The sequence below is a fragment of the Mannheimia massilioguelmaensis genome (assembly GCF_000940515.1).
Lineage (GTDB): Bacteria > Pseudomonadota > Gammaproteobacteria > Enterobacterales > Pasteurellaceae > Basfia > Basfia bettyae.
Map to the genome: position 1 here is coordinate 142,265 of NZ_CDQL01000003.1, position 22,628 is coordinate 164,892.

The window sequence follows — 22,628 nt, forward strand, 5'->3', positions numbered from 1 at the left end:
ATGCCTAAATTTGCTGCGAATTTAACAATGATGTTCAACGAAGTGCCATTTTTAGATCGTTTTGAAGCTGCGGCTAAAGCAGGCTTTAAATATGTAGAATTCTTATGGCCTTATGATTATTCCGCTGAACAACTAAAAGAAATTTTAACGAATAATCATTTAAAAGTAGTGTTATTTAATACTGCTGCAGGTGATGTTTCTAAAGGTGAATGGGGGCTTTCTGCGATTCCTGGTCGTGAAGCTGATGCCCGTCGTGATATTGATAAAGCATTAGAATATGCGATTGCATTAGGTTGCCCAACTGTTCATGTCATGGCTGCGGTAGTCCCTGAAGGTCAAGATCGTGAAGCTTATAAAAAAACCTTCATTGAAAATCTGCATTATGCATCAGAAAAATTTAAACCTTATGGGATCAATATTTGCTTAGAAGCATTAAGCCCAGAAGTTAAACCAAATTATTTCTTAAAAAGCCAATATGACACATTAGAAATCGTTGATTTAGTGAATCGTGATAATGTGTTTGTACAACTTGATTATTTCCATGCACAGAATGTGGACGGAAATCTTGCTCGTCTAACTGATAAATTAAAAGGTCGTTTTTCACATGTTCAAATCGCATCTGTACCAGATCGCCATGAGCCTGATGAAGGTGAAATTAATTATCAATATATCTTTGATAAATTAGATGCTATTGGTTATGACGGCTATGTAGGTTGCGAATATAAACCTCGAGCTGAAACGACTGCTGGTTTAGCGTGGTTTCAAAAATATCAAAACCGTTAGGGATTAACCTAACTTATTTAATTAAAGTGCGGTAGATTTCACAAAATTTTAGAAAATTCGACCGCACTTTTTTAATACTTCGTGAAGTGGAGTTTTTTTATGTCTAATGAAATGCTTATTTTGATCGGCGTTGTGAGTGTAATTGCATTACTTCTTATTATGATTAAAGGCAAAGTGCATCCATTTGTTGCATTGGGCTTAGTGAGTATTGCCGTCGCACTTGCTGCTGGGATTCCGATGGGAAAAGTGGTTCCAACATTGATTAGTGGTATGGGCGGAACTTTAGGGAGTGTTGCACTAATCGTTGGTCTTGGGGCGATGCTCGGTAAAATCATCGAAAAATCCAATGGTGCAGATGTCCTTGCTTCATGGTTACTGGAGAAATTTGGTGAAAAACGAGCTCCGTTTGCATTAGCCATGACAGGGTTTATTTTTGGTATTCCTGTATTCGTAGATGTTGGCTTTATCGTTTTAATTCCAATTATCTTCAGTGTGGCTCGCCGTGTTGGTGGTAATATGTTGGTTTATGCATTACCCATTGGCTTATCAATGCTCACCGTACATGTATTAATGCCGCCTCATCCAGGTGTTGTTGCTGGTGCTCAAGTATTAAATGCAGATATCGGTTTAGTGTTAGGCTTAGGCTTTATCGCAGCATTACCTGCGGTATTAATTGGTCAAATTTTTATTCCGTTCTTTACAAAAAATAACTTTGTCCAAATTCCTGCATCAACAGATTTAATCGATTATCAAAAACAAGTAGCTAAAGACGCGAATGGATTACCATCATTTGCGACAGTGTTAAGTATGATTGTGTTACCTCTTATATTAATCATGTTAGGTACCGTGACTGCCACAACATTACCTAAAGAAAATGTCGTGCGTGAATTTTTCAGTATGGTAGGCGCATCACCTTTTGCATTATTACTTGCGGTATGTCTTTCCTCTTATGTTTTAGGGCTTCGTCGTGGTTGGGGAAAAGATCAACTTGAAGAAATCTTAAACTCAGCTTTAGCTCCTATTGCTGGTATTATTTTAATTACTGGTGCTGGAGGTATGTTTGGTAAAGTATTAGATGCTAGTGGTGTGGGTAAAGCACTTGCAGATATTTTATCAAGTACTGGTTTACATGTTTTAACATTAGGATTTATTCTTGCCGCATTATTACGTGCCGCACAAGGTTCAGCTACGGTTGCTGTAATTACTACAGCAACGATTCTCGCCCCAGCAATTACAGCTGCTGGTTATACTGGTATTCAAGCTGCCTTAGTAACCGCAGCGATTGGTGCTGGTTCAATGACCTTATCTCATGTCAATGACTCATTATTCTGGGTATGGACAAAATTCTTTGGCATTACAATTAGCCAAGGATTACGAACCTGGACGATTTTAACGACCATTTATGGCGCTATCGCCTTTGCTGTGGTTAGCTTAATGTGGATGTTTGTATAAATTATTAAAGGCAGACTTAAGTCTGCCTTTTTCTTTTAAGGATACTTTTATGTTAAAACCGTCTTTATTTGCTTTATCTCTATTTTCTTTATTATCAATCGCTCAGGCACAAGATGATATGCCTCAAGCTCCACTAAAAGTTAATGCCACTTTATTAGCTGAGGTAACTGCTCAAGGTCAGAAAGTCAATGCAGTGGCTTTGGAATATGAAGACAATGTTCTATCCGGTAGCGATTTAAGACAAATTTATCAAATTTCTACCGCACTTGATAATAAAGAAAAGGAAGCTCGTTCAGTACTTAATGCTTATGTGAATGATGCTGCAGAAATTACTTCAACACCTAAAGCGGGACGTTTCGTGATTATTGAATTAGATACTCAGGATAAAAATGCAGATTTGTATTCTGTTAAAACGGAAAATGATAAACCCATGCAGTTTCGGGCGAAAGACAAAGATGGAAAAGTGATAAATATAGAAAAAATACAAAGCATTAAGGTTCCTGAATATTATCAAGATCGTTTGGTGTATCAAATTGCTCAAACAGGCTATTTAAAATTAACTAATGGTAAAACCTTAGATAAATCCCAAGTAACACAACATGCAACAAAAGATCATGTCAAAACCTCCTTTATTGATGATTTTAAAGCTCAAAAAGTTTTTTTACATGACCATAATAATATTCTGAATTATCGTGTTTATATTCCTAAATTAAAACAATATAAAAAATATCCATTGACTATCTTTCTTCATGGTTCAGGACAAGTAGGAATAGATAATATGGCTCATATTGTTGCTAATAAAGGAGCCATTTCCACTTTGCAATATGAGCCAGGTTTTGTATTAGCACCTCAATATGAATCTGTGTTTGATCCTTTTGATGATGTTAATAAAGTCCATAAAGGTGGAATTCATTGGCAAACTGATAATCGCCAAGAATTAGTGTTAAAAATGATTGATGATACTTTAAAAGCTAATGCCCAAATTGATCGCCATCGTATTTATTTAGTCGGACTTTCCCGTGGAGCAGAAGGAGCATTACAACTGTTATTAAAACGTCCACAATTTTTCGCAGGCGCAATTTTAGCAAGTGGCCGAGAGGCTTATACTATTGAGTGGATGGATGGTAATGCTAATAAAACCAATTTAGCTGCGATTAAAGATGTGCCCATTTGGTTCTTCCATAGTAAAGAAGATAAAGTATCTCCAGTTCAAGGATCTCGAATTAACTACCAAATTCTGACTCAAGAATTACAGGCTTCACATATGAAATATACAGAATTTACAATGGAGTCGGCAGGTGATAATGGAATTGTGAATGCCAGTGCTCATAATACTTGGGATGCAGTATTTAATAGCCCTGAAGTTATGAGATGGTTACTTAATCAAAAATTGACAAAGTAATTTAATTACATATCTCATTAAAGTGGGATAAAAATAAGGATGACAATTCAAGGAACCAATATACTTAAATTCTAAAAATCATCTATAAATTTGAAGCAATGAGAGAGATAAAAAGTGCGGCTAAATTTGGGGAAATTTAACCGCACTTTTATTTTGTATGAATGATAAACACATAATAAATGTGTTTTTTATTAGTATTAATGATTAATATAAATCAATAATGATTTATATTAATCATTAATGTGATCTATCTCACAGTTTATATTAGGTAGATTAATTATACTTAGTTCAATTTTTATGATGTGAGTTGAATATGAAAAGATTAATTTTGGCAGATGATTTTACAGGAGCAAATGATACTGGAATTCAGTTCGCCAAAAATAAAATATCAGTAGACGTAGTTCTAGATATTACTAAAAATTATACAGGAAATGCAGATGTCGTCGTATTTAATACGGATAGTCGAGCTGTATCTGTGGAAGAAGCTAAATGTAGAGTACATCGGGTTTTATCTATATATAAAAATGTTCCTATTTATAAAAAGATTGACTCAACTTTGCGAGGTAATATTGGCGCAGAAATTGAAGCTAGTTTAGATGCTATAAATGGTTCAGTAGCTTTTATTTGCTCTGCATTGCCTGAAGCTGGACGTTCAATTCAAAATGGTATGTGTTATGTGAATAATAAACCACTTATTGATACAGAATTCGCGATTGATCCTAAAACTCCAGTTATTTCATCAAATATTAAAACGATTATTTCTGCTCAAACTAAACTTCCAGTAGTAGAAGTTATGTTAAGTGATTTACGTCAACCTATCGTATTAGCTGAAAAAATTAATCAAAGTATTTTAGAACATCAGAAAGTGATTTTTTCTTTTGATGCTGTTGAGACTGAAGATTTAAAAACAATTATCCATTTAGCTAATAGCATTCCTCAAGTATTACTTATTGGGTCTTCAGGTCTTGCTGGAGTGATACCAATAGAAAAAACACAGCTACCAATGTTATTTATTGTGGCATCAATGAGCGAGATAACAAATCAACAAGTAAATTATATTCGTGATGATGAAGATTACTTTATGTTTGACTTAGATATGGAAAAATTACTTTCATCTGAATCATATCATCATCTTATTGTTGAACAGGCAGTCGCACAATTTAAGCTTGGTAAACATGTCATTATAAAAACAGATAGTTCAATTGAAGCACGTAATAATATAGAAGAACTAGGTTACCAATTAGGTCTGACAAGAACTGAACTTGGTGATTATATTTGTGTGAAATTATCAGTATTAACTAAACAATTATTAGTTAAACAAAATTACCAATTATCTGCCATATTTCTTACTGGTGGTGATATTGCTATTGCTGTAGCAAGAGTATTAGGTGTGGATTCTTATCATATCGTTGGTGCGGTAGAAAGTGGCGTACCTTTTGGATATTTTCTCAACTCATTATTAAGCCATATTCCTGTGGTTACAAAAGCAGGTGGTTTTGGGTCGATCTCAGTATTAAAAAATACAATTGAAATTATTAGAAATCTTATTTAAGGAGTAGTGTATGAAACCTATTTTAGGTATTACGATGGGCGATGCTGCTGGTATTGGTCCTGAGGTCATTATTAAGGCATTAGAGGATAAACGGATTTATGATTTAGCACATCCTGTAGTAGTCGGTGATTTTAAAATTATGCAACGTGCATTACCGATCGTGAAATCCAATCTTAAATTACGTAAAGTAGAAGATCTTGATAATTACCAAAGTGAATTTGGCTATATTGATGTTATTGATTTAGATAACTTACCTGCTGAGCTTCCCTTTGCAAAAGTTGATGCCCGTGCAGGTAAAGCCGCTTATGAATTTATTGAATGTGCCGTAGATTTAACTTTAAAAGGCAAAATTCACGCGATTGTGACCGCACCTTTGAATAAAGAAGCCCTTCATGCAGGCGGCAAAATGTTTCCAGGGCATACAGAAATCTTAGCACACCTTAGCCGCACCAATGATTTTTCTATGATGCTCACCAGTGAGAAATTAAACGTAATTCACGTCACCACCCATGTTTCTATGCGTCAGGCTTGTGATTTAATCAAAAAGGAACGTGTACTTACTGTGATTGAACTTGCTCAAGAATATACGAAAATGCTTGGTTTTGATAAACCTCGTATTGCTGTTGCAGGTTTTAATGCTCATGCAGGGGAGCATGGTTTATTTGGTAATGAAGATGAAGAAGAAATTTTGCCTGCAGTTAAAGCTGCACAGGAAAAAGGTATTAACGTTATGGGTCCACTCCCTCCAGATACGGTATTCCATAGAGCTGCAAATTTAGATGAATTTGATATGGTAGTAGTGATGTATCACGATCAGGGTCATATTCCAATTAAATTACTTGGTTTTGATACAGGCGTGAATGTCACCACTGGCTTACCATTTATTAGAACATCAGTTGATCACGGTACAGCTTTTGCGATTGCTGGCCAAGGCACTGCTGATAGTAGAAGTATGACCGAAGCACTATTCTTAGGTGCCAAAATGTCAAATATTAAATATTCAAATCAATAAATTAGTCAGGAGATTATTATGTTTAAACCTCAAGGTATTATTGCCCCAGTTCTTACTGCGCTAGATGATAATGAAAAATTCAATCCAGGTGCATACAGAAATTATATTAACTATTTAATTAATGCTGGTATTCACGGTATTTTTCCATTAGGAACGAATGGTGAATTCTATGGTTTCAATGAAGCAGAAAAATTAGAAATTATTAAAGTTGCGGTAGAAGCTGCAAATGGTCGAGTACCAGTATATGCTGGTACAGGTTGTGTAACCACAAAAGAAACGGTGGAATTTTCTAAAAAAGTTATAGACTTAGGTGTCGATGTGCTCTCTATCGTCTCTCCTTATTATATTGCTGTAACTCAAGATGACTTATATCGCCACTATGCAACCATTGCACAAAATGTTAATGCACCAATTTTAATGTATAACATTCCTGCACGTACAGGTAATAATATTGATGCAAAAACTATCAAAAAATTAGCACAATTTGAAAATATTATTGGTGTAAAAGATAGCAGTGGTAACTTTGATAATACACTGAAATATATTGAAAATACTGATCCCCGTTTAAGTATTATGGCAGGTAGTGATTCTCTGATTTTATGGACATTATTAGCAGGTGGTACAGGTGCAATCAGTGGGTGTTCAAATGTTTTTCCTGAATTAATGGTATCTATTTATGAATATTGGAAACAAGGTGATTTTGAAAAAGCAAATGAAGCACAGAAAAAAATCCGTGATTTCCGTAATGTAATGCAAATGGGTAATCCTAATTCCGTAGTTAAACGTGCTGCTCAGTTACGTAACTTAGGAACAGGTCCTGCTAAAGAACCATCTAATTGTGCAAATAATCCAGTGATTGATCAGGCATTAAAAGAAGTTTTCAAATTATATGATTAATAAGAGAGTAAGCCCATGAAAATTGTTATTTCTCATCGTTTACATGATGATGGCATGAAAGTATTAGAAGATGTTAATGCACAAGTAGCAATTACCAATGATGGTAATCCAAAAGCAATGTTGCCTGAGTTATTAGATGCGGATGGTTTAATTATTCGTATTGGTTCAATTAATAGAGAAACTATGTTGCAAGCTAAAAACTTAAAAGCAATTGGTCGGCCAGGTGTTGGTGTGGATGACGTTGATGTTAAAACTGCCACTGAATTAGGTATTCCTGTTGTTATTGCTCCAGGTGCTAATACACGCTCTGTTGCAGAGCATGCATTTGCTTTAATGTTTGCTTGTGCAAAAGATATAGTTCACTCAGATAAAGAAATGCGTAATGGTAACTTCAATATTAGAAGTAGCTATAAAGCTTATGAATTAAATCATAAAACGTTAGCATTAATTGGCTATGGTCGTATTGGCTCAATTTTAGCACAAATGTCAAAAGCAATAGGTATGAATGTGAAAGTTTATGACCCTTTTGTAAAACAAGAAGCAATTGAGAAAGAAGGTTATCTATATTGTGCTAATTTAGATGATGTAATCCGTGATTCTCATGTAATTTCTATTCATGTGCCATTAACAAATGAAACAAGAAGCTTAATTGGAGAGCATGAATTTGAATTAATGAATGAGCGTACTATCTTAATTAATTGTGCTCGTGGTGAAGTAATTAATGAAGAAGCACTTACGAAAGTATTACAAGAAGGAAAAATTCATAGTGCGGGGTTAGATGTATTTGCTCATGAACCAGTAGATATTAATGCATCATTATTTAAATTAAATAATGTAATTGTTTCTCCGCATATGGCAGGACAAACAAAAGAGGCTGCATCAGGTGTCGCAACTATGGCAGCAGAAGGTGTTATCGCTGTAATTAATGGTGAAAGATGGCCTTATGTTTGTAACCCAGAAGTCTATAATCATCCGAGATGGAATAAATAAGGATTTAATAAAATGACATATTCTTTATTTCATACAAATAAAGTAATCGCAGGTGTGGATAGTATTCTTCAAATAGCTGATGTTGTAAAAAGCTTTGATGTAACTAATGTGGTTATCATTACTGACCAAGGTGTTTTTAATGCCGGTTTAATTGATGAACCAAAAGTATTATTAGAAAAAGCAGGTATCAATGTATATATCATTAATGATACTCCTCCTGAACCACCTGTTGATAAGGTAAATGATATTTATAAAACTGCAATACAATTCAATGCTCAAATGATCATTGGAATAGGTGGTGGTAGTGCAATGGATACTGCAAAATTAGTCGCGATTTTACTTAATAATAATGTGTTATTACGTGATGTGGTAGATGGTAAATCTAAATTTAAAAATCATGGCATTCCAACATTAATGATACCAACTACGTCTGGTACTGGTTCAGAAGCAACACAGAATTCAATTGTATTAGTACCTGAAAGAGAACTTAAAGTTGGTATTGTTGATGAGAAGATGTTACCTAACTGTGTAATTTTAGATCCTAAAATGACTATAGGTTTACCAAAACATATTACTGCTAATACTGGTATTGATGCATTATGTCATGCAGTGGAATGTTATATTTCTAAAAAATGTAGTCCATTTACAGAAATGTTTGCATTAAAAGCAATTGAGTTAATTGCAAAAAGTATTCGTACCGCTTATAACGATGGCCAAAATCTACAAGCCCGTGAAAATATGCTATTAGGTTCATATTTAGGTGGTGCAAGTATTGCAACTTCGAGTACAGTTGCAGTCCATGCATTATCTTATCCATTAGGAGGTAAATACCATATTCCTCATGGTTTATCTAATGCAATTTTATTACCTGATGTCATGAAATTTAATTTGGAAGCTTGTGTAGATAAATTTGCCATTATTGCAAAAACAATGGGGTTGAATGTTGATAATATATCTCCTCGTGAAGCCGCTGAAGCCATGATTGAAGAACTATATGCATTAATTCGCGATTTAAATATTAAATGTGATTTAAAAGCAGTTGGTATCACAGATGAAGTATTAGATGAATTAGTAGATGCAGGCTATTCTGTGAGACGTTTATTAGATAATAATCCAAGAGAAATGACTAAACAGGATATTAAAGAAATCTATAAAAAAATTATGTAATAATTAATGAAATAGCGGTGAAGTATCATCGCTATTTTTTTATAAATTAATTATTTTTAATAATCATAATGATTTATTTTAATCAAATTTATTAAAAATGAGAGCTTGATCTCATTTTTAATTAGTTTATTAATATAGAATATTTCTAAATGATTTTTTTTAATCACTATATTGAATGCTAAATTTTAGATTAATAGGAGATATCACAATGAAGAAATATATCTCGGATAAAAATTTCCTAGCGGGGTTTATATTTTTCTTTGTTGCACTATTTTATTTAATTAGTGCCTTTCAAATTGAAACAAAAAATCTGGTCAGTGTTGAAGCAGATTTTATGCCTAAAATTTACGGTATATTTTTGTTAATTACTGCAATTATATTAATGATTACATCATTTATTAAAATTCAAAAAACGAATGTTATATATGAGAATAAAGAAACAGATTGGAAGCGTATTTTTGCAGTTATTGGTCTTGTCTTTATTTATGTTCTATTAATGCAGTATGTTGGTTTTATTATAACTTCAATTCCATTTTTATTCTGTTTATCTTGGTTATTAACTCCATTATATATTAAGAAAAATATCATCGTTTATGTAATTTTTTCTATTGTATTACCTGTGATTGCATATTTCTTATTTAGTTATTATTTGAACTTAACCATGCCTTCTGGATTCCTATTTTAAAGGAGAGATAATTTATGTTTGAGTTATTACTACAAGGAGTATCCTCCTTATTTACTGCAACAGGCTTAATGTGTTTATTGGGTGGTGTATTCGTAGGTATCATTTTCGGTTCAGTCCCAGGGTTATCGGCTACTATGGCCTTAGCCTTATTTTTACCTATTACTTATGCGTTAGATCCTAATATGGCTGTTATTTTATTAATTGCACTTTATATTGGGGGTATTTCAGGCGGTTTAATTACTGCCATATTAACAGGTATTCCAGGTACACCTTCATCAATTGCGACTTGCTTTGATGGATATCCTATGACGAAACGTAATCAAGCATTTAAAGCATTAGGGGCTGGAGTTACGTTCTCTTTTTTAGGTACAATTTTTTCAACTATTGTGTTGATTTTCCTTTCACCGGTTTTAGCTAAAATTGCAATTAAATTTGGAGCATATGAATATTTTGCAGTAGCCCTTTTTTCTTTAAGTATGCTGGTTGGTTTATCGGGCGATAATATTTGGAAAGGCCTAATTTCAGGGTTAATGGGGTGTATGTTCGCAACTGTTGGTATGGATAGTATTGCTTCTGTAAATCGGTTCACATTTGGTTCAGAAGAAATTGCTTATGGTTTTGATGTGTTACCTGTATTAATTGGTTTATTTGCAATTAATGAAATTATTGCAAAAGCAGATACTGTAAAAACTGAAAAACAAAATCAACAAGTTATAACAGCAATTCGTATGGAAAAAGGTTTAGGATTCTCACTTAAAGAATTTTTCGCTCAAACTAAGAACTTTTTTGTCTGTTCATCATTAGGTACAGGTATAGGCATATTACCTGGTATTGGCGGTGGTGCAGCTAATGTAATGGCTTATACTGTTTCTAAATCAATTTCTAAACATCCTGAAAAATATGGTACAGGTATTATGGATGGTATTGTAGCATCAGAATCTTCTAATAATGCTGCTATTGGTGGTGCGTTAGTTCCATTATTAGCTTTAGGAATCCCAGGGGATACTGTAACTGCAATTTTATTAGGTGGTTTGACATTACATGGCATTATTCCTGGTCCACTTATGTTTACAGAAAATGTAAGTACTGTTTATGCGATCTTCGTCGCAATGTTATTTGGTTCAGTGGTAATGTTGATCATGGAATTTTATGGATTAAGATTATTTACTAAGATCTTAGCGATTCCAAAACATTTCCTTCTTCCTGCAATTTTCTTATTCTGTATTATTGGTGCATTTGGTGTAAGAAATAATTTCTTTGATGTATGGGCGACAGTATTATTCGGTATTATTGGTTTTAGTTTTTACAAATTATCGATTCCTGCAGCACCATTTATTTTAGGATTCATCATTGGACCTTTGGCTGAATTAAATTTAAGACGAGGATTAATGTTCTCACAAGGTGACTTTACAGCATTTTTTAAAGCACCAATTGCCGCAACATTTTTTGTCTTAACTGCATTAGTGATTATTTTTGCAGTGAGATCAAGAATGAAAAAACGTAACTAGAATTTCCTAAGGAGAGTTTTCTATGAAAAAAGTAATGAGTTTAATTTGTGCTGGTGTACTTGGTTTTGGTCTAATGGGGTGTGATAAAAAATCAGAAACTGCACAAACTAGTGCTTCAGATGATGGTTGGCCGAAAAAAACAATCTCTCTTGTAGTGCCATTTGGTGCTGGTGGTGATACTGACTTCCATGCACGTAATTTAGCAAGCCACTTAGAGAAAGAATTAGGTACACGTATTATTGTAAATAACGTATCTGGTGCTAATGGTAATGCAGGTATGAAACAAGTTGTAGCTGCAAATCCAGATGGTTATACTGCCTTATTTTTTCATGAGTCAATGTTAACAAATAAAGTTGTTGGTTTGTCACAACAAGCTCATGAAGCATTAGCACCGGTCGCTGCAACTATTGTTGATGATTCTTATGTTATTGCTGCAAATGCAAAAAGTGGTTTAAAAAATTTAAAAGATTTAGTTGAAAAAGCAAAAGCTCAGCCAGGTAAAGTACTTTACGCATCTTCTGTTGGTGGTTACTCATACTACTTAGGCCGAGTGTTAGAACAAAATACAGGTATTGATTTTAATATTGTAGATGCTGGTGGTGGTAGTGATCGTAATGCTGCACTATTAGCAGGTAAAATTGATGTGAATGTTAACCCTTATGGTGTAATGAAGTCTTATTTTGATTCTGGTGACTTTATCGCTTTAGCTACCATTAATAACGAACGTAACAAATTATTCCCTAATGTTCCTACAGCAAAAGAACAAGGTTTTGATTGGAATGCGGAGCGTTATTATTTCTTGAGTTTCCCTAAAGGTACTGATGCGAAAATAGTAGCTAAAATGGAAGCTGCAATGAAAAAAGTAGTTGAAAATGCAGATTTCCGTAAAAAAACAGAAGAGGCATATAGTGTGTCTCCAACCTTTGTTGGTACTCAAGATTTAATTAAACATCTTGATGATACATTAAAACAATTTGAAACCAATAAAGATTTAGTGAATAATTAATCTACTGAGAACAAATAACGCCTGATTTTTCAGGCGTTTTTTATATAAGAAGATGAAGTTGGGAGAGAGTATTATGTCAGTAGAAAGACAGAATGCCATTAAGTTGTTTTTAAGAAGCCATAATATGGCAACTGTTGAGCAATTAGTGAAAGTGACTAATTCGTCACCTGCAACTATTCGTCGAGATTTAATTAAGTTAGATAATGAAGGTGTAATTAATCGCACACATGGTGGTGTTAGCTTAAGAGATTTTTTTCCATATCAGCCGACAACAAATGAAAAACAATATCAGCATGTGCTTGAGAAAGAACAAATTGCTGATTATGCGGTATCATTAATTTCACCAGGAGATTCTGTATTATTAGATGCAGGGACAACAACATTATGTATTGCTAAAAAATTAGTGAATATTCCTTTGCGAGTAATCACTAACGATTTACATATTGCATTATTACTATCAGATTATAAGCAAATTGATGTAGTTGTGACTGGTGGCGCCATTGATAAAAGTAGCCAATCCTGTATTGGGCAACATGGATTAGCGCTTTTAAATAATATTAATCCTGATTTTGCTTTTGTGAGCTGTAATTCTTGGTCTGTTGAGAGAGGAATCACCGCTCCAACCGAGGATAAGGCAAATCTAAAAAGATGTTTACTACAAAATGCGAAAAGAAGAGTATTGGTTGCAGACAGTAGTAAATATGGACGATGTTCTTTATTTAAGATTGCTGATTTAGATCAGCTTACAGATATCATTACAGATAGTGGATTAAATGTAGAACAACAGAAATTGCTCAATGATCTCAATTTATCAGCAATTTTCGTTGATTAGATTATAGCTAATAAAAAAGTGCGGCTAAATTTGGGAAAAATTAACCGCACTTTTATTTTATACCTATCCAATACTAAGGCTTAATATCTCGCAAAATTGGATTTTGCATTGAAATTAAGGTTTCTGTCGATTGAATTTCATCAATTAGCTGAATTTTCGTCGCTAATACAGAATGAAGTTCGGCAATGGTATGGGTCATTACTTTAATGAAAATACTATAGTTACCTGTCGTATAGTAGGCTTCAACCACTTCATCAAAGGTTTCTAGTTTCTTGATAACCTTGTCATAATCTTTTGCACTTTTGAGTATAATTCCAATAAAGCAACATACATCATAACCAAGTTTACGTTCATCAATACGCACTTTTGTTCCTTCAATAATGCCTGATTGACGCATTTTTTCTACACGGACATGAATAGTCCCAGGGCTTACACCGAAATTTTTAGCCATTTCTGCGTATGGAGTTCTTGCGTCCTTGGTAAGAACTCTGAGGATTTGTTGATCTAAACTGTCAATTGTGTACATAAATGTATCCTGTTTTAGATTTTATTTAATTAAAAAGGTTGTTTTTTATTGAATGTTTGTATTATAGCGAATTTTTAATTGAAAGTATTGAGTTTTATGTTTTTTATGTTGAATAATATGCAACAAGCATTATTTAACAATGCACCAATTACTCATTATAAGGTTTTATAAAATGAAAAAATCATTTATTTTACAGCAACAAGAAATTAGTTTCGCAAAAAATACATTCACTGAAAAATTAGCAGAACATTTAGGGGTCGTAGAGGTTCAAGGTCCTATCCTAAGCCAAGTGGGTAATGGTATTCAAGATAATCTTTCAGGAACAGAGAAAGCAGTGCAAGTAAATGTGAAGATGATCACAAATGCGACTTTTGAAGTAGTTCATTCTTTAGCCAAATGGAAACGTCACACATTAGCACGTTTTGGTTTTGCAGAAGGTGAAGGTTTATTTGTTCATATGAAAGCACTACGTCCAGATGAAGATAGTTTAGATCAAACTCACTCTGTTTATGTGGATCAATGGGACTGGGAAAAAGTTATTCCTACGGGCAAACGTAATCTTAGTTATTTAAAAGAAACAGTACGTTCAATTTATTCAGCTATCTTAGAAACTGAAGCCGCAGTGGATGCTAAATACGGTTTAAAAGCATTTTTACCAAAAGAAATTACTTTTATTCATACGGAAGATTTGCCAGAGCTTTATCCAGGCATGAACGATAAACAACGTGAGAATGCATTATGTGAAAAATATGGTGCAGTATTTTTAATTGGTATCGGTGGAGTCTTGTCTGATGGTAAACTACATGATGGCCGTGCTCCAGACTACGATGATTGGACGACACCATCTGAAGGTGATTATAAAGGCTTAAATGGTGATATTTTAGTGTGGAACCCTGTATTAGGTCGCGCTTTTGAGCTTTCTTCAATGGGGATTCGTGTAGATGAAACAGCATTACGTAAACAGTTAGCAATTACTCAGGATGAAGATCGTTTAAAATTTGATTGGCATCAAGATTTAATTAATGGTCGTTTACCACTTTCCATCGGTGGTGGTATCGGTCAATCTCGTTTAGCCATGTTATTATTACAAAAACATCATATTGGTGAAGTACAATCAAGTGTATGGCCAAAACAAGTGATGGATGAGTTTGAACATATTTTGTAAAAACTTACCCATTATTTAAATAAAAAGTGCGGTTTAAATTTTAAAAATTTTTACCGCACTTTTTATATGTGGTTTATTCTTCAATAAAGCTTAATGCCTGCGTAACGATTTCAATACCTGCACCTTGTTTATGTGCATTTTCACTGAGATGGCGACGCCATTGTCTTGCCCCTTTACAATTTTGAAAAGCCCCTAACATATGACGGACGATATGGTTTAAAAAAATACCTTGAGAAAGTTGCTGATCAATATAAGGGAGCATTTTTTCTACTGCTTCTCGTGCCGTAATAATAGGTGCGTTAGGATCAAATAATGCCTGATCAATTTTTCCTAATAAAGAAGGATTTTGATACGCTTCACGACCGACCATTACACCATCTACATATTGTAAGTGGGTGAGTATTTCTTCGATAGTTTTAATTCCGCCATTAATACTAATTTTTAATTGTGGAAAATCACGTTTCAGTTGATACACTCGTTCATAGTTGAGTGGTGGAATTTCTCGATTTTCTTTCGGGCTTAATCCCGATAACCAAGCTTTACGTGCATGTACAATAAATTCATTACAACCTTTGGCATGAACTTTTTCAATGAATTCACAGAGAAATTGATAACTATCAAACTCATCAATACCAATACGTGTTTTGACTGTAACAGGAATATCTACGACTTTTTGCATTGAGTCTACACATTCAGCAACGAGATCTGGTTTTGCCATTAAACAGGCACCAAACATGCCGTTTTGTACACGATCAGAAGGGCAACCCACATTGAGATTTACTTCAGTATAACCACGTTCTTGTGCAAGTTTGGCACAGTGTTGTAATTGCTCTGGATCACTGCCACCTAATTGTAATGCTACGGGGTTTTCAGATAGGTCAAAATCTAAATGATCATATTTTGCATAAATAATCGCAGGTGCGGTGACCATTTCGGTATAAAGCAAAGCATGCTGACTAAATTGACGATGAAAATAGCGACAGTGGCGTGTTGTCCAATCCAACATAGGGGCAACTGAGAAACGACCACGATAGAAAGTTGTTTGAGGCATAATGTTAATGACTTATTGAAGTTATATTAAAGAATTTAGTATTGATAAAGCACTAATTTGATAAAAAATAAGTTTTTTCCAATTATAAGTTAGATTGAGAATGATATATATATTTACCTATTGATTTTCATAAAATAACTTAATAAATTTAAGTGCGAAATATAATCATATACTACAAAAGGAGTATTTTATGAAATTAAATAAAATTATGACGGCGATAGCATTTGGTCTAGGGGTAACCATGGCAAATGCAGCAGAATTACCTAATATTACTATTTTAGCAACAGGCGGTACAATTGCTGGTGGTGGTAAAACTGCTGTGAGTAGTGAATATAAAGCGGGCCAATTAACTGTACAAACTCTCATAGAAGCTGTACCAGAAATGCAGCAATTAGCAAACATTAAAGGAGAACAAGTTGTTAATATCGGTTCTCAGGATATGAGCGATGACGTATGGTTAAAATTAGCGAAAACCATTAATCAACAATGTAAAGATACAGATGGCTTTGTTATTACTCATGGAACAGATACCATGGAGGAAACCGCCTATTTCTTAGATTTAACAGTGAAATGTGATAAGCCCGTTGTTCTTGTCGGAGCGATGCGCCCTGCTACTGAAAAAAGTGCGGATGGACCTTTAAATTTATATAATGCTGTCGTGGTGGCAACAGATAAGAAAACTGCCGGACGAGGAGTCGTTGTGGCAATGAATGACAAAGTATTAGGTGCCCGAGATGTCACTAAAACCAGTACAACAGCAGTGGAAACTTTTAATTCTCCGAATTTTGGATCATTAGGTTATGTACATAATAGTAAGGTCGATTATGAACGTTCGCCAGAAAGTAAACATACATCAATGACTCCATTTAAAGTGGATACATTAACTGCACTGCCAAAAGTTGGAATTATTTATGCCTATGCTAATATGCCAACTGAACCTCTTAAAGCTTTACTTGATGCTGGATACAAAGGCATTGTTGTTGCAGGCGTAGGTAATGGTAACATGAATGAAGCGACTTTAAATATGTTGGAAAAAGCTTCTAAAGAGGGAGTTGCTGTAGTGCGTTCTTCTCGTGTGCCGACAGGTTATACTACACGTAATGCAGAAGTGGATGATAGCAAATATGGATTTGTCGCAGCGGGTACCTTAAACCCACAAAAAGCCCGCGTATTATTACAATTGGCTTTAAGTCAATCACATAATATTGAGCAAATTCAACAAGATTTTGAAGACTTCTAATAAGTTTAATGTGATTTCTAGAAAAATATAGAAAAGTGCGGTTTAAATTTTAAAAATTTTCACCGCACTTTTTATTTAATCCATAAAATAAACTTGCGTTAATTAAAGCTTTTCAGTATAATTGCCCAGCTCTCAATATGGAGCCATTCAATGTAATCATTTATTGAATGAGTGTTATATTATAGTAACACATAACAATGTTTCCGATTTGGAAACTAAATAGGTCTGCTGCACTTCCCTTTTATTTAGAAGTTAAAAGGTGATGGTGTCAGTTTTTTATTAGCTAAAATTATTGGAGCTCTGGTCTAATGCAGAACCAAAGAATCCGTATCCGCTTAAAAGCTTTTGATCATCGTTTGATCGATCAATCTACTGCGGAGATCGTAGAAACAGCTAAACGCACTGGTGCACAAGTTCGTGGTCCAATTCCTTTACCAACTCGTAAAGAACGTTTCACTGTATTGATTTCTCCACACGTGAACAAAGATGCACGTGATCAATATGAAATTCGTACTCACAAACGTTTAGTTGATATTGTTGAGCCAACAGAAAAAACTGTTGATGCATTAATGCGTTTAGATTTAGCTGCCGGCGTTGACGTGCAGATCAGCCTAGGTTAATTAAGAGGTTATTACAATGATTGGTTTAGTCGGTCGTAAAGTTGGTATGACTCGCATCTTCACTGAAGAAGGCGTGTCTATTCCAGTTACCGTTATCGAAATCGAAGCCAACCGCGTAACTCAAGTTAAAACTCTTGAAAACGATGGCTATACTGCTGTTCAAGTTACAACTGGCTCAAAAAAAGCAAGTCGCGTAACTAAGCCAGAAGCGGGTCATTTCGTGAAAGCAGGTGTTGAAGCTGGTCGCGGTTTATGGGAATTTCGTACTGAAGGTGAAGAATTCACTTTAGGTCAAGAAATTAATGTTGACATCTTCACAGATGTTAAAAAAGTTGATGTTACTGGTACTTCTAAAGGTAAAGGTTTCCAAGGTGGTGTTAAACGTTGGAACTTCCGTACTCAAGATGCTACACATGGTAACTCTTTATCACATCGTGTACTTGGTTCTATTGGTCAAAACCAAACTCCAGGTCGTGTGTTTAAAGGTAAAAAAATGGCAGGACATTTAGGTGCTGAACGTGTAACTGTTCAATCACTTGAAGTTGTTCGTGTAGATGCTGAGCGTAAATTATTATTAGTTAAAGGTGCTGTTCCAGGCGCAACTAATAGTGATGTTATCGTAAAACCAGCAATTAAAGCATAAGTCTAGGAGATAGAGATGGAATTACAAGTTGTAGGTGCAAATGCACTAGCTGTTTCTGAAACTACCTTCGGACGTGAGTTCAATGAAGCGTTAATTCACCAAGTTGTTGTTGCATATGCAGCAGCTGCTCGTCAAGGTTCACGCGCTCAAAAAACTCGTGCTGAAGTGTCTGGTTCAGGTAAAAAACCTTGGCGTCAAAAAGGTACAGGTCGTGCTCGTTCTGGTGATATTAAATCACCAATTTGGCGTTCTGGTGGTATAACCTTCGCGGCTAAACCACAAGACCATAGCCAAAAAGTGAACAAAAAAATGTACCGTGGTGCAATCAAAAGCATCCTTTCTGAATTAGTTCGTCAAGACCGTTTGGTTGTTGTAGAAAAATTCGAAATTGACGCACCAAAAACTAAAGTTTTAGTTCAAAAATTAAAAGATTTAGCACTTGAAGATGTGTTAATCATTACAGCAAGTTTAGATGAAAATCTATTCTTAGCAGCACGTAACTTATACAAAGTAGATGTTCGTGATGTTCAAAGTATCGATCCTGTTAGCTTAATTGCTTTCAATAAAGTGGTTGTTACCGTTGATGCTGTAAAACAAATTGAGGAGATGTTAGCGTGAGTCAACAAGAACGTTTGTTAAAAGTGCTTAAAGCACCGCATGTCTCTGAGAAAGCAACAAATAACGCTGAGAAGTCAAACACTATAGTTTTCAAAGTTGCATTAGATGCAAATAAAGTTGAGATTGCTGATGCAGTAGCTCAATTATTTGAAGTTAAAGTGGATTCTGTTCGTACCGTTGTAGTTAAAGGTAAAACTAAACGTCGCGGTGCTAAAACAGGACGTCGCAGTGACTGGAAAAAAGCTTATGTAACCCTTGCAGAAGGCCAAGAATTGGACTTCGTTGAAGGCGCTACAGAGTAATAACGGAGGAGAATTAATAAATGGCTATCGTTAAATGTAAGCCGACCTCCGCTGGTCGTCGTCACGTTGTTAAAATCGTAAACCCTGAATTACATAAGGGCAAACCTTACGCACCTTTATTAGATACTAAATCTAAATCAGGTGGTCGTAATAATTTAGGACGTATCACTACTCGTCATATCGGTGGTGGTCATAAACAACATTACCGTTTAATCGATTTCAAACGTAACAAGTTAGATATCCCAGCGGTTGTTGAGCGTCTTGAATATGATCCAAATCGCTCTGCAAATATTGCTTTAGTGCTTTATAAAGATGGTGAACGCCGTTATATCTTAGCACCTAAAGGTCTTTCTGCAGGAGATGAAATCCAAGCTGGTGTAAATGCGCCTATTAAAGTTGGTAACTCATTACCAATGCGTAATATTCCAGTTGGTTCGACAGTACACAACGTTGAATTAAAACCAGGTAAAGGCGGTCAAATCGCTCGTTCAGCTGGTGCGTATGTACAAATCATCGCTCGTGAAGGTAATTATGTAACTTTACGTCTTCGCTCAGGCGAAATGCGTAAAGTATTAGCTGAGTGTACAGCTACTATTGGTGAAGTTGGCAACTCAGAACATATGTTACGTGTATTAGGTAAAGCTGGTGCTAATCGCTGGAGAGGCATTCGCCCAACAGTTCGTGGTACAGCAATGAACCCAGTAGACCACCCACACGGTGGTGGTGAAGGTCGTAACTTTGGTAAACACCCAGTAACACCTTGGGGCGTTCAAACCAAAGGTAAGAAAACTCGCCATAACAAACGTACCGATAAATATATCGTACGTCGTCGTGGTAAATAATTTAAATTAATAAGAGGATAAGCCATGCCACGTTCTCTCAAGAAAGGTCCTTTCCTTGACCTACACTTGTTGAAGAAGGTAGAGAAGGCGGTGGAAAGCGGGGATAAAAAACCAATTAAAACTTGGTCCCGTCGTTCAATGATCATTCCATCAATGATTGGTTTGACCATCGCAGTCCATAATGGTCGTCAGCACGTTCCTGTTTATGTTTCTGATGAAATGATCGGACATAAATTAGGTGAATTTGCACCGACTCGTACATACCGCGGTCACGCTGCGGATAAGAAAGCTAAGAAGTAAGAGGTAAAAGATGGAAACAATTGCAAAACATCGTTACGCTCGCACTTCAGCTCAAAAAGCTCGCTTAGTAGCGGATTTAATTCGTGGTAAAAAGGTAGCTCAAGCATTAGAAATTTTAACTTATACAAACAAAAAAGCTTCTGCTTTAGTTAAAAAAGTGCTTGAATCTGCTATCGCTAATGCAGAGCACAATGACGGTGCAGATATCGATGATCTTAAAGTAGCGAAGATTTTCGTAGATGAAGGTCCTAGCATGAAACGTGTAATGCCACGTGCTAAAGGTCGTGCAGATCGTATTTTAAAACGTACAAGCCACATTACTGTGGTTGTATCAGATCGTTAATCGTAGAGGAATAGCAATGGGTCAAAAAGTCAATCCACATGGTATTCGCCTAGGTATTGTTAAGCCTTGGAGCTCTACTTGGTTCGCGAATACACAAGACTTCGCTGATAATTTAGACGGCGATTTCAAAGTACGTAAATTCTTAAACAAAGAATTAGCAAATGCTTCAGTATCACGTATCACTATTGAACGTCCTGCAAAAAGCATTCGTGTTACAATTCATACAGCTCGTCCTGGTATCGTTATCGGTAAAAAAGGCGAAGATGTTGAAAAATTACGCAACGCAGTAGCTGCAATTGCAGGTGTGCCAGCGCAAATCAACATTGCTGAAGTTAAAAAACCTGAACTAGATGCTAAATTAGTAGCTGATAGTATCGCTTCTCAATTAGAACGTCGTGTAATGTTCCGTCGTGCTATGAAACGTGCAGTACAAAACGCAATGCGTTTAGGTGCTAAAGGTATCAAAGTTGAAGTTAGCGGTCGTTTAGGTGGTGCAGAAATTGCACGTTCTGAGTGGTATCGTGAAGGCCGTGTGCCTCTACATACATTACGTGCGGACATCGACTATAACACTTCTGAAGCAAATACTACATACGGCGTTATCGGCGTTAAAGTATGGATCTTCAAAGGTGAAATTCTTGGTGGTATGGCTGCAATTGCACAACAACCAGAACAACAACCTGCTGCGCCTAAAAAGGCACCACGCGGCAAAGGTCGTAAGTAAGGAGAACTGTTAAATGTTGCAACCAAAACGTACAAAATTCCGTAAAGTTCACAAAGGTCGTAACCGTGGTATTGCCATTGGTACAGATGTGAGCTTCGGTACCTTCGGTTTAAAAGCAATTGGCCGTGGTCGTTTAACAGCTCGTCAGATCGAAGCTGCGCGTCGTGCAATGTCACGTGCGGTTAAACGTCAAGGTAAAATCTGGATCCGTGTTTTCCCAGACAAACCAATTACTGAAAAACCACTAGAAGTCCGTATGGGTAAAGGTAAAGGTAACGTTGAGTACTGGGTAGCCTTAATCCAACCGGGTAAAGTACTTTATGAAATGGATGGTGTTTCTGAAGAAATCGCACGTGAAGCATTTGCTTTAGCCGCTGCGAAACTTCCTATCAAAACAACATTCGTAACTAAAACGGTGATGTAATGAAAGCTCAAGAACTACGTGCAAAAACTGTTGAAGAGCTGAATGCTGAATTGGTTAACTTGTCAAGTGAGCAATTCAAATTGCGTATGCAAGCAGCTACCGGTCAGCTTCAACAAACCCACCAGTTAAAACAAGTGCGTCGTAATATTGCACAAGTTAAAACTGTACTAAACGAGAAGGCGGGTGAGTAATGACTGATAAAATTCGTACTGTGCAAGGTCGTGTAATCAGCGATAAAATGGATAAATCTTTCACAATCGCAATTGAACGCAAAGTGAAACACCCACTTTTAGGTAAATTTATCCGTCGTACCACTAAATTACACGTGCATGACGAGAACAATGAAGCAAGAATTGGTGATACTGTAGAGATTAAAGAATGTCGTCCAGTATCAAAAACTAAATCTTGGACATTAGTTCGTGTAGTTGAAAAAGCTGTTGAAGCTTAATTTCACTGCATAAAATAATAAAAAGTAAACGGTGTAATGCCGTTTACTTTTTTGTGTTGTCTATCCATAAAAAGTAGTGTTATAATACACCGTCTA

At 35.5% G+C, this 22,628-nt stretch carries 27 protein-coding genes; 25 read left to right on the forward strand and 2 right to left on the reverse strand.

From position 1 onward, the window contains the following. From otnI to BN1226_RS00990, 12 genes are all read left to right on the forward strand, one after another. On the forward strand, positions 1-783 hold the full coding sequence (otnI, locus tag BN1226_RS00935) for a 2-oxo-tetronate isomerase (RefSeq protein WP_044469624.1): 783 nt from the start codon (positions 1-3) through the stop codon (positions 781-783). Between the two features lie 99 nt (positions 784-882). Then, positions 883-2,235 (forward strand): GntT/GntP/DsdX family permease, encoded by a 1,353-nt coding sequence (locus tag BN1226_RS00940; protein ID WP_044469625.1) that lies wholly within the window; start codon positions 883-885, stop codon positions 2,233-2,235. Positions 2,236-2,284: 49 nt separating this feature from the next. Next, positions 2,285-3,637, forward strand: coding sequence for an alpha/beta hydrolase-fold protein (locus BN1226_RS00945; protein WP_044469626.1), 1,353 nt, complete (start codon positions 2,285-2,287; stop codon positions 3,635-3,637). Positions 3,638-3,950: 313 nt separating this feature from the next. After that, the gene (locus BN1226_RS00950; protein WP_044469627.1) at positions 3,951-5,189 is read left to right on the forward strand and encodes a four-carbon acid sugar kinase family protein; all 1,239 of its coding nucleotides are present in this window, start codon (positions 3,951-3,953) and stop codon (positions 5,187-5,189) included. 10 nt (positions 5,190-5,199) lie between these two features. Beyond that, positions 5,200-6,201 (forward strand): 4-hydroxythreonine-4-phosphate dehydrogenase PdxA, encoded by a 1,002-nt coding sequence (pdxA, locus tag BN1226_RS00955; RefSeq protein ID WP_044469628.1) that lies wholly within the window; start codon positions 5,200-5,202, stop codon positions 6,199-6,201. An 18-nt stretch (positions 6,202-6,219) separates the two neighbouring features. Beyond that, positions 6,220-7,098 (forward strand): dihydrodipicolinate synthase family protein, encoded by an 879-nt coding sequence (locus BN1226_RS00960; protein ID WP_044469629.1) that lies wholly within the window; start codon positions 6,220-6,222, stop codon positions 7,096-7,098. A 15-nt stretch (positions 7,099-7,113) separates the two neighbouring features. Further along, the gene (locus BN1226_RS00965; protein ID WP_044469630.1) at positions 7,114-8,088 is read left to right on the forward strand and encodes a hydroxyacid dehydrogenase; all 975 of its coding nucleotides are present in this window, start codon (positions 7,114-7,116) and stop codon (positions 8,086-8,088) included. 12 nt (positions 8,089-8,100) lie between these two features. Then, a complete protein-coding gene (locus BN1226_RS00970; protein ID WP_044469631.1) occupies positions 8,101-9,255 on the forward strand; it encodes an iron-containing alcohol dehydrogenase in 1,155 nt (384 codons plus the stop codon). 208 nt (positions 9,256-9,463) lie between these two features. Further along, a complete protein-coding gene (locus tag BN1226_RS00975) occupies positions 9,464-9,940 on the forward strand; it encodes a tripartite tricarboxylate transporter TctB family protein (protein WP_044469632.1) in 477 nt (158 codons plus the stop codon). Positions 9,941-9,954: 14 nt separating this feature from the next. After that, positions 9,955-11,448, forward strand: a complete 1,494-nt coding sequence (locus tag BN1226_RS00980; RefSeq protein ID WP_044469633.1) for a tripartite tricarboxylate transporter permease — start codon at positions 9,955-9,957, stop codon at positions 11,446-11,448. A gap of 22 nt (positions 11,449-11,470) precedes the next feature. Next, the gene (locus tag BN1226_RS00985; protein WP_044469634.1) at positions 11,471-12,454 is read left to right on the forward strand and encodes a tripartite tricarboxylate transporter substrate binding protein; all 984 of its coding nucleotides are present in this window, start codon (positions 11,471-11,473) and stop codon (positions 12,452-12,454) included. Between the two features lie 73 nt (positions 12,455-12,527). Next, positions 12,528-13,286: a DeoR/GlpR family DNA-binding transcription regulator gene (locus tag BN1226_RS00990; protein WP_044469635.1), complete on the forward strand. Its 759-nt coding sequence runs from the start codon at positions 12,528-12,530 to the stop codon at positions 13,284-13,286. Positions 13,287-13,359: 73 nt separating this feature from the next. Here BN1226_RS00990 and asnC read toward each other — a convergent pair whose 3' ends face one another. Next, complete coding sequence (gene asnC / locus BN1226_RS00995; RefSeq protein ID WP_005759648.1) at positions 13,360-13,812, reverse strand: transcriptional regulator AsnC; 453 nt, start codon at positions 13,810-13,812, stop codon at positions 13,360-13,362. 172 nt (positions 13,813-13,984) lie between these two features. Here asnC and asnA point away from each other — a divergent pair, with 172 nt between their 5' ends. Continuing rightward, positions 13,985-14,977 carry an aspartate--ammonia ligase gene (gene asnA, locus BN1226_RS01000; RefSeq protein ID WP_044469636.1) on the forward strand — a complete coding sequence of 331 codons (993 nt, stop codon included), beginning with the start codon at positions 13,985-13,987 and terminating at the stop codon, positions 14,975-14,977. A gap of 73 nt (positions 14,978-15,050) precedes the next feature. On the opposite strand, the gene dusA is transcribed toward asnA, so the two are convergent. Continuing rightward, positions 15,051-16,028 carry a tRNA dihydrouridine(20/20a) synthase DusA gene (gene dusA / locus BN1226_RS01005; protein WP_044469637.1) on the reverse strand — a complete coding sequence of 326 codons (978 nt, stop codon included), beginning with the start codon at positions 16,026-16,028 and terminating at the stop codon, positions 15,051-15,053. 190 nt (positions 16,029-16,218) lie between these two features. On the opposite strand from dusA, the gene ansB reads away from it, so the two are divergent. The 12 genes from ansB to rpsQ all read left to right on the forward strand — a co-directional run bounded on the left by ansB (position 16,219) and on the right by rpsQ (position 22,532). After that, positions 16,219-17,268: an L-asparaginase 2 gene (ansB, locus tag BN1226_RS01010; RefSeq protein ID WP_044469638.1), complete on the forward strand. Its 1,050-nt coding sequence runs from the start codon at positions 16,219-16,221 to the stop codon at positions 17,266-17,268. A 308-nt stretch (positions 17,269-17,576) separates the two neighbouring features. After that, positions 17,577-17,888, forward strand: a complete 312-nt coding sequence (gene rpsJ, locus BN1226_RS01015) for a 30S ribosomal protein S10 (protein ID WP_001181005.1) — start codon at positions 17,577-17,579, stop codon at positions 17,886-17,888. 16 nt (positions 17,889-17,904) lie between these two features. Next, positions 17,905-18,531: a 50S ribosomal protein L3 gene (rplC, locus tag BN1226_RS01020; RefSeq protein ID WP_044469639.1), complete on the forward strand. Its 627-nt coding sequence runs from the start codon at positions 17,905-17,907 to the stop codon at positions 18,529-18,531. Positions 18,532-18,546: 15 nt separating this feature from the next. Beyond that, entirely contained in the window at positions 18,547-19,149 is a 603-nt protein-coding gene (rplD, locus tag BN1226_RS01025) for a 50S ribosomal protein L4 (RefSeq protein WP_044469640.1), read from the forward strand. Next, positions 19,146-19,451 (forward strand): 50S ribosomal protein L23, encoded by a 306-nt coding sequence (gene rplW, locus BN1226_RS01030; protein ID WP_044469641.1) that lies wholly within the window; start codon positions 19,146-19,148, stop codon positions 19,449-19,451. Before rplD ends, rplW begins: the two co-directional genes overlap by 4 nt. A gap of 20 nt (positions 19,452-19,471) precedes the next feature. Further along, a complete protein-coding gene (gene rplB, locus BN1226_RS01035; protein WP_044469642.1) occupies positions 19,472-20,293 on the forward strand; it encodes a 50S ribosomal protein L2 in 822 nt (273 codons plus the stop codon). Positions 20,294-20,317: 24 nt separating this feature from the next. Then, a complete protein-coding gene (rpsS, locus tag BN1226_RS01040; RefSeq protein WP_005539416.1) occupies positions 20,318-20,593 on the forward strand; it encodes a 30S ribosomal protein S19 in 276 nt (91 codons plus the stop codon). 10 nt (positions 20,594-20,603) lie between these two features. Next, positions 20,604-20,936 (forward strand): 50S ribosomal protein L22, encoded by a 333-nt coding sequence (gene rplV, locus BN1226_RS01045; protein ID WP_005539363.1) that lies wholly within the window; start codon positions 20,604-20,606, stop codon positions 20,934-20,936. A gap of 16 nt (positions 20,937-20,952) precedes the next feature. After that, entirely contained in the window at positions 20,953-21,660 is a 708-nt protein-coding gene (gene rpsC / locus BN1226_RS01050; RefSeq protein ID WP_005759657.1) for a 30S ribosomal protein S3, read from the forward strand. Positions 21,661-21,673: 13 nt separating this feature from the next. Further along, positions 21,674-22,084: a 50S ribosomal protein L16 gene (gene rplP / locus BN1226_RS01055; protein ID WP_005759634.1), complete on the forward strand. Its 411-nt coding sequence runs from the start codon at positions 21,674-21,676 to the stop codon at positions 22,082-22,084. Continuing rightward, a complete protein-coding gene (rpmC, locus tag BN1226_RS01060) occupies positions 22,084-22,275 on the forward strand; it encodes a 50S ribosomal protein L29 (RefSeq protein ID WP_005759637.1) in 192 nt (63 codons plus the stop codon). The genes rplP and rpmC overlap by 1 nt, the downstream gene beginning before the upstream one ends. Next, positions 22,275-22,532 (forward strand): 30S ribosomal protein S17, encoded by a 258-nt coding sequence (rpsQ, locus tag BN1226_RS01065; RefSeq protein WP_005759643.1) that lies wholly within the window; start codon positions 22,275-22,277, stop codon positions 22,530-22,532. The genes rpmC and rpsQ overlap by 1 nt, the downstream gene beginning before the upstream one ends. The last annotated feature ends 96 nt before the right edge of the window (positions 22,533-22,628 follow it).

Bases quoted from the DNA above. Each gene is read 5' to 3' on its own strand.
- otnI (WP_044469624.1), top strand. From the start codon at position 1: ATGCCTAAATTTGCTGCGAATTTAACAATGATGTTCAACGAAGTGCCA.
- BN1226_RS00940 (WP_044469625.1), top strand. From the start codon at position 883: ATGTCTAATGAAATGCTTATTTTGATCGGCGTTGTGAGTGTAATTGCA.
- BN1226_RS00945 (WP_044469626.1), top strand. From the start codon at position 2,285: ATGTTAAAACCGTCTTTATTTGCTTTATCTCTATTTTCTTTATTATCA.
- BN1226_RS00950 (WP_044469627.1), top strand. From the start codon at position 3,951: ATGAAAAGATTAATTTTGGCAGATGATTTTACAGGAGCAAATGATACT.
- pdxA (WP_044469628.1), top strand. From the start codon at position 5,200: ATGAAACCTATTTTAGGTATTACGATGGGCGATGCTGCTGGTATTGGT.
- BN1226_RS00960 (WP_044469629.1), top strand. From the start codon at position 6,220: ATGTTTAAACCTCAAGGTATTATTGCCCCAGTTCTTACTGCGCTAGAT.
- BN1226_RS00965 (WP_044469630.1), top strand. From the start codon at position 7,114: ATGAAAATTGTTATTTCTCATCGTTTACATGATGATGGCATGAAAGTA.
- BN1226_RS00970 (WP_044469631.1), top strand. From the start codon at position 8,101: ATGACATATTCTTTATTTCATACAAATAAAGTAATCGCAGGTGTGGAT.
- BN1226_RS00975 (WP_044469632.1), top strand. From the start codon at position 9,464: ATGAAGAAATATATCTCGGATAAAAATTTCCTAGCGGGGTTTATATTT.
- BN1226_RS00980 (WP_044469633.1), top strand. From the start codon at position 9,955: ATGTTTGAGTTATTACTACAAGGAGTATCCTCCTTATTTACTGCAACA.
- BN1226_RS00985 (WP_044469634.1), top strand. From the start codon at position 11,471: ATGAAAAAAGTAATGAGTTTAATTTGTGCTGGTGTACTTGGTTTTGGT.
- BN1226_RS00990 (WP_044469635.1), top strand. From the start codon at position 12,528: ATGTCAGTAGAAAGACAGAATGCCATTAAGTTGTTTTTAAGAAGCCAT.
- asnC (WP_005759648.1), bottom strand. From the start codon at position 13,812: ATGTACACAATTGACAGTTTAGATCAACAAATCCTCAGAGTTCTTACC.
- asnA (WP_044469636.1), top strand. From the start codon at position 13,985: ATGAAAAAATCATTTATTTTACAGCAACAAGAAATTAGTTTCGCAAAA.
- dusA (WP_044469637.1), bottom strand. From the start codon at position 16,028: ATGCCTCAAACAACTTTCTATCGTGGTCGTTTCTCAGTTGCCCCTATG.
- ansB (WP_044469638.1), top strand. From the start codon at position 16,219: ATGAAATTAAATAAAATTATGACGGCGATAGCATTTGGTCTAGGGGTA.
- rpsJ (WP_001181005.1), top strand. From the start codon at position 17,577: ATGCAGAACCAAAGAATCCGTATCCGCTTAAAAGCTTTTGATCATCGT.
- rplC (WP_044469639.1), top strand. From the start codon at position 17,905: ATGATTGGTTTAGTCGGTCGTAAAGTTGGTATGACTCGCATCTTCACT.
- rplD (WP_044469640.1), top strand. From the start codon at position 18,547: ATGGAATTACAAGTTGTAGGTGCAAATGCACTAGCTGTTTCTGAAACT.
- rplB (WP_044469642.1), top strand. From the start codon at position 19,472: ATGGCTATCGTTAAATGTAAGCCGACCTCCGCTGGTCGTCGTCACGTT.
- rpsS (WP_005539416.1), top strand. From the start codon at position 20,318: ATGCCACGTTCTCTCAAGAAAGGTCCTTTCCTTGACCTACACTTGTTG.
- rplV (WP_005539363.1), top strand. From the start codon at position 20,604: ATGGAAACAATTGCAAAACATCGTTACGCTCGCACTTCAGCTCAAAAA.
- rpsC (WP_005759657.1), top strand. From the start codon at position 20,953: ATGGGTCAAAAAGTCAATCCACATGGTATTCGCCTAGGTATTGTTAAG.
- rplP (WP_005759634.1), top strand. From the start codon at position 21,674: ATGTTGCAACCAAAACGTACAAAATTCCGTAAAGTTCACAAAGGTCGT.
- rpmC (WP_005759637.1), top strand. From the start codon at position 22,084: ATGAAAGCTCAAGAACTACGTGCAAAAACTGTTGAAGAGCTGAATGCT.
- rpsQ (WP_005759643.1), top strand. From the start codon at position 22,275: ATGACTGATAAAATTCGTACTGTGCAAGGTCGTGTAATCAGCGATAAA.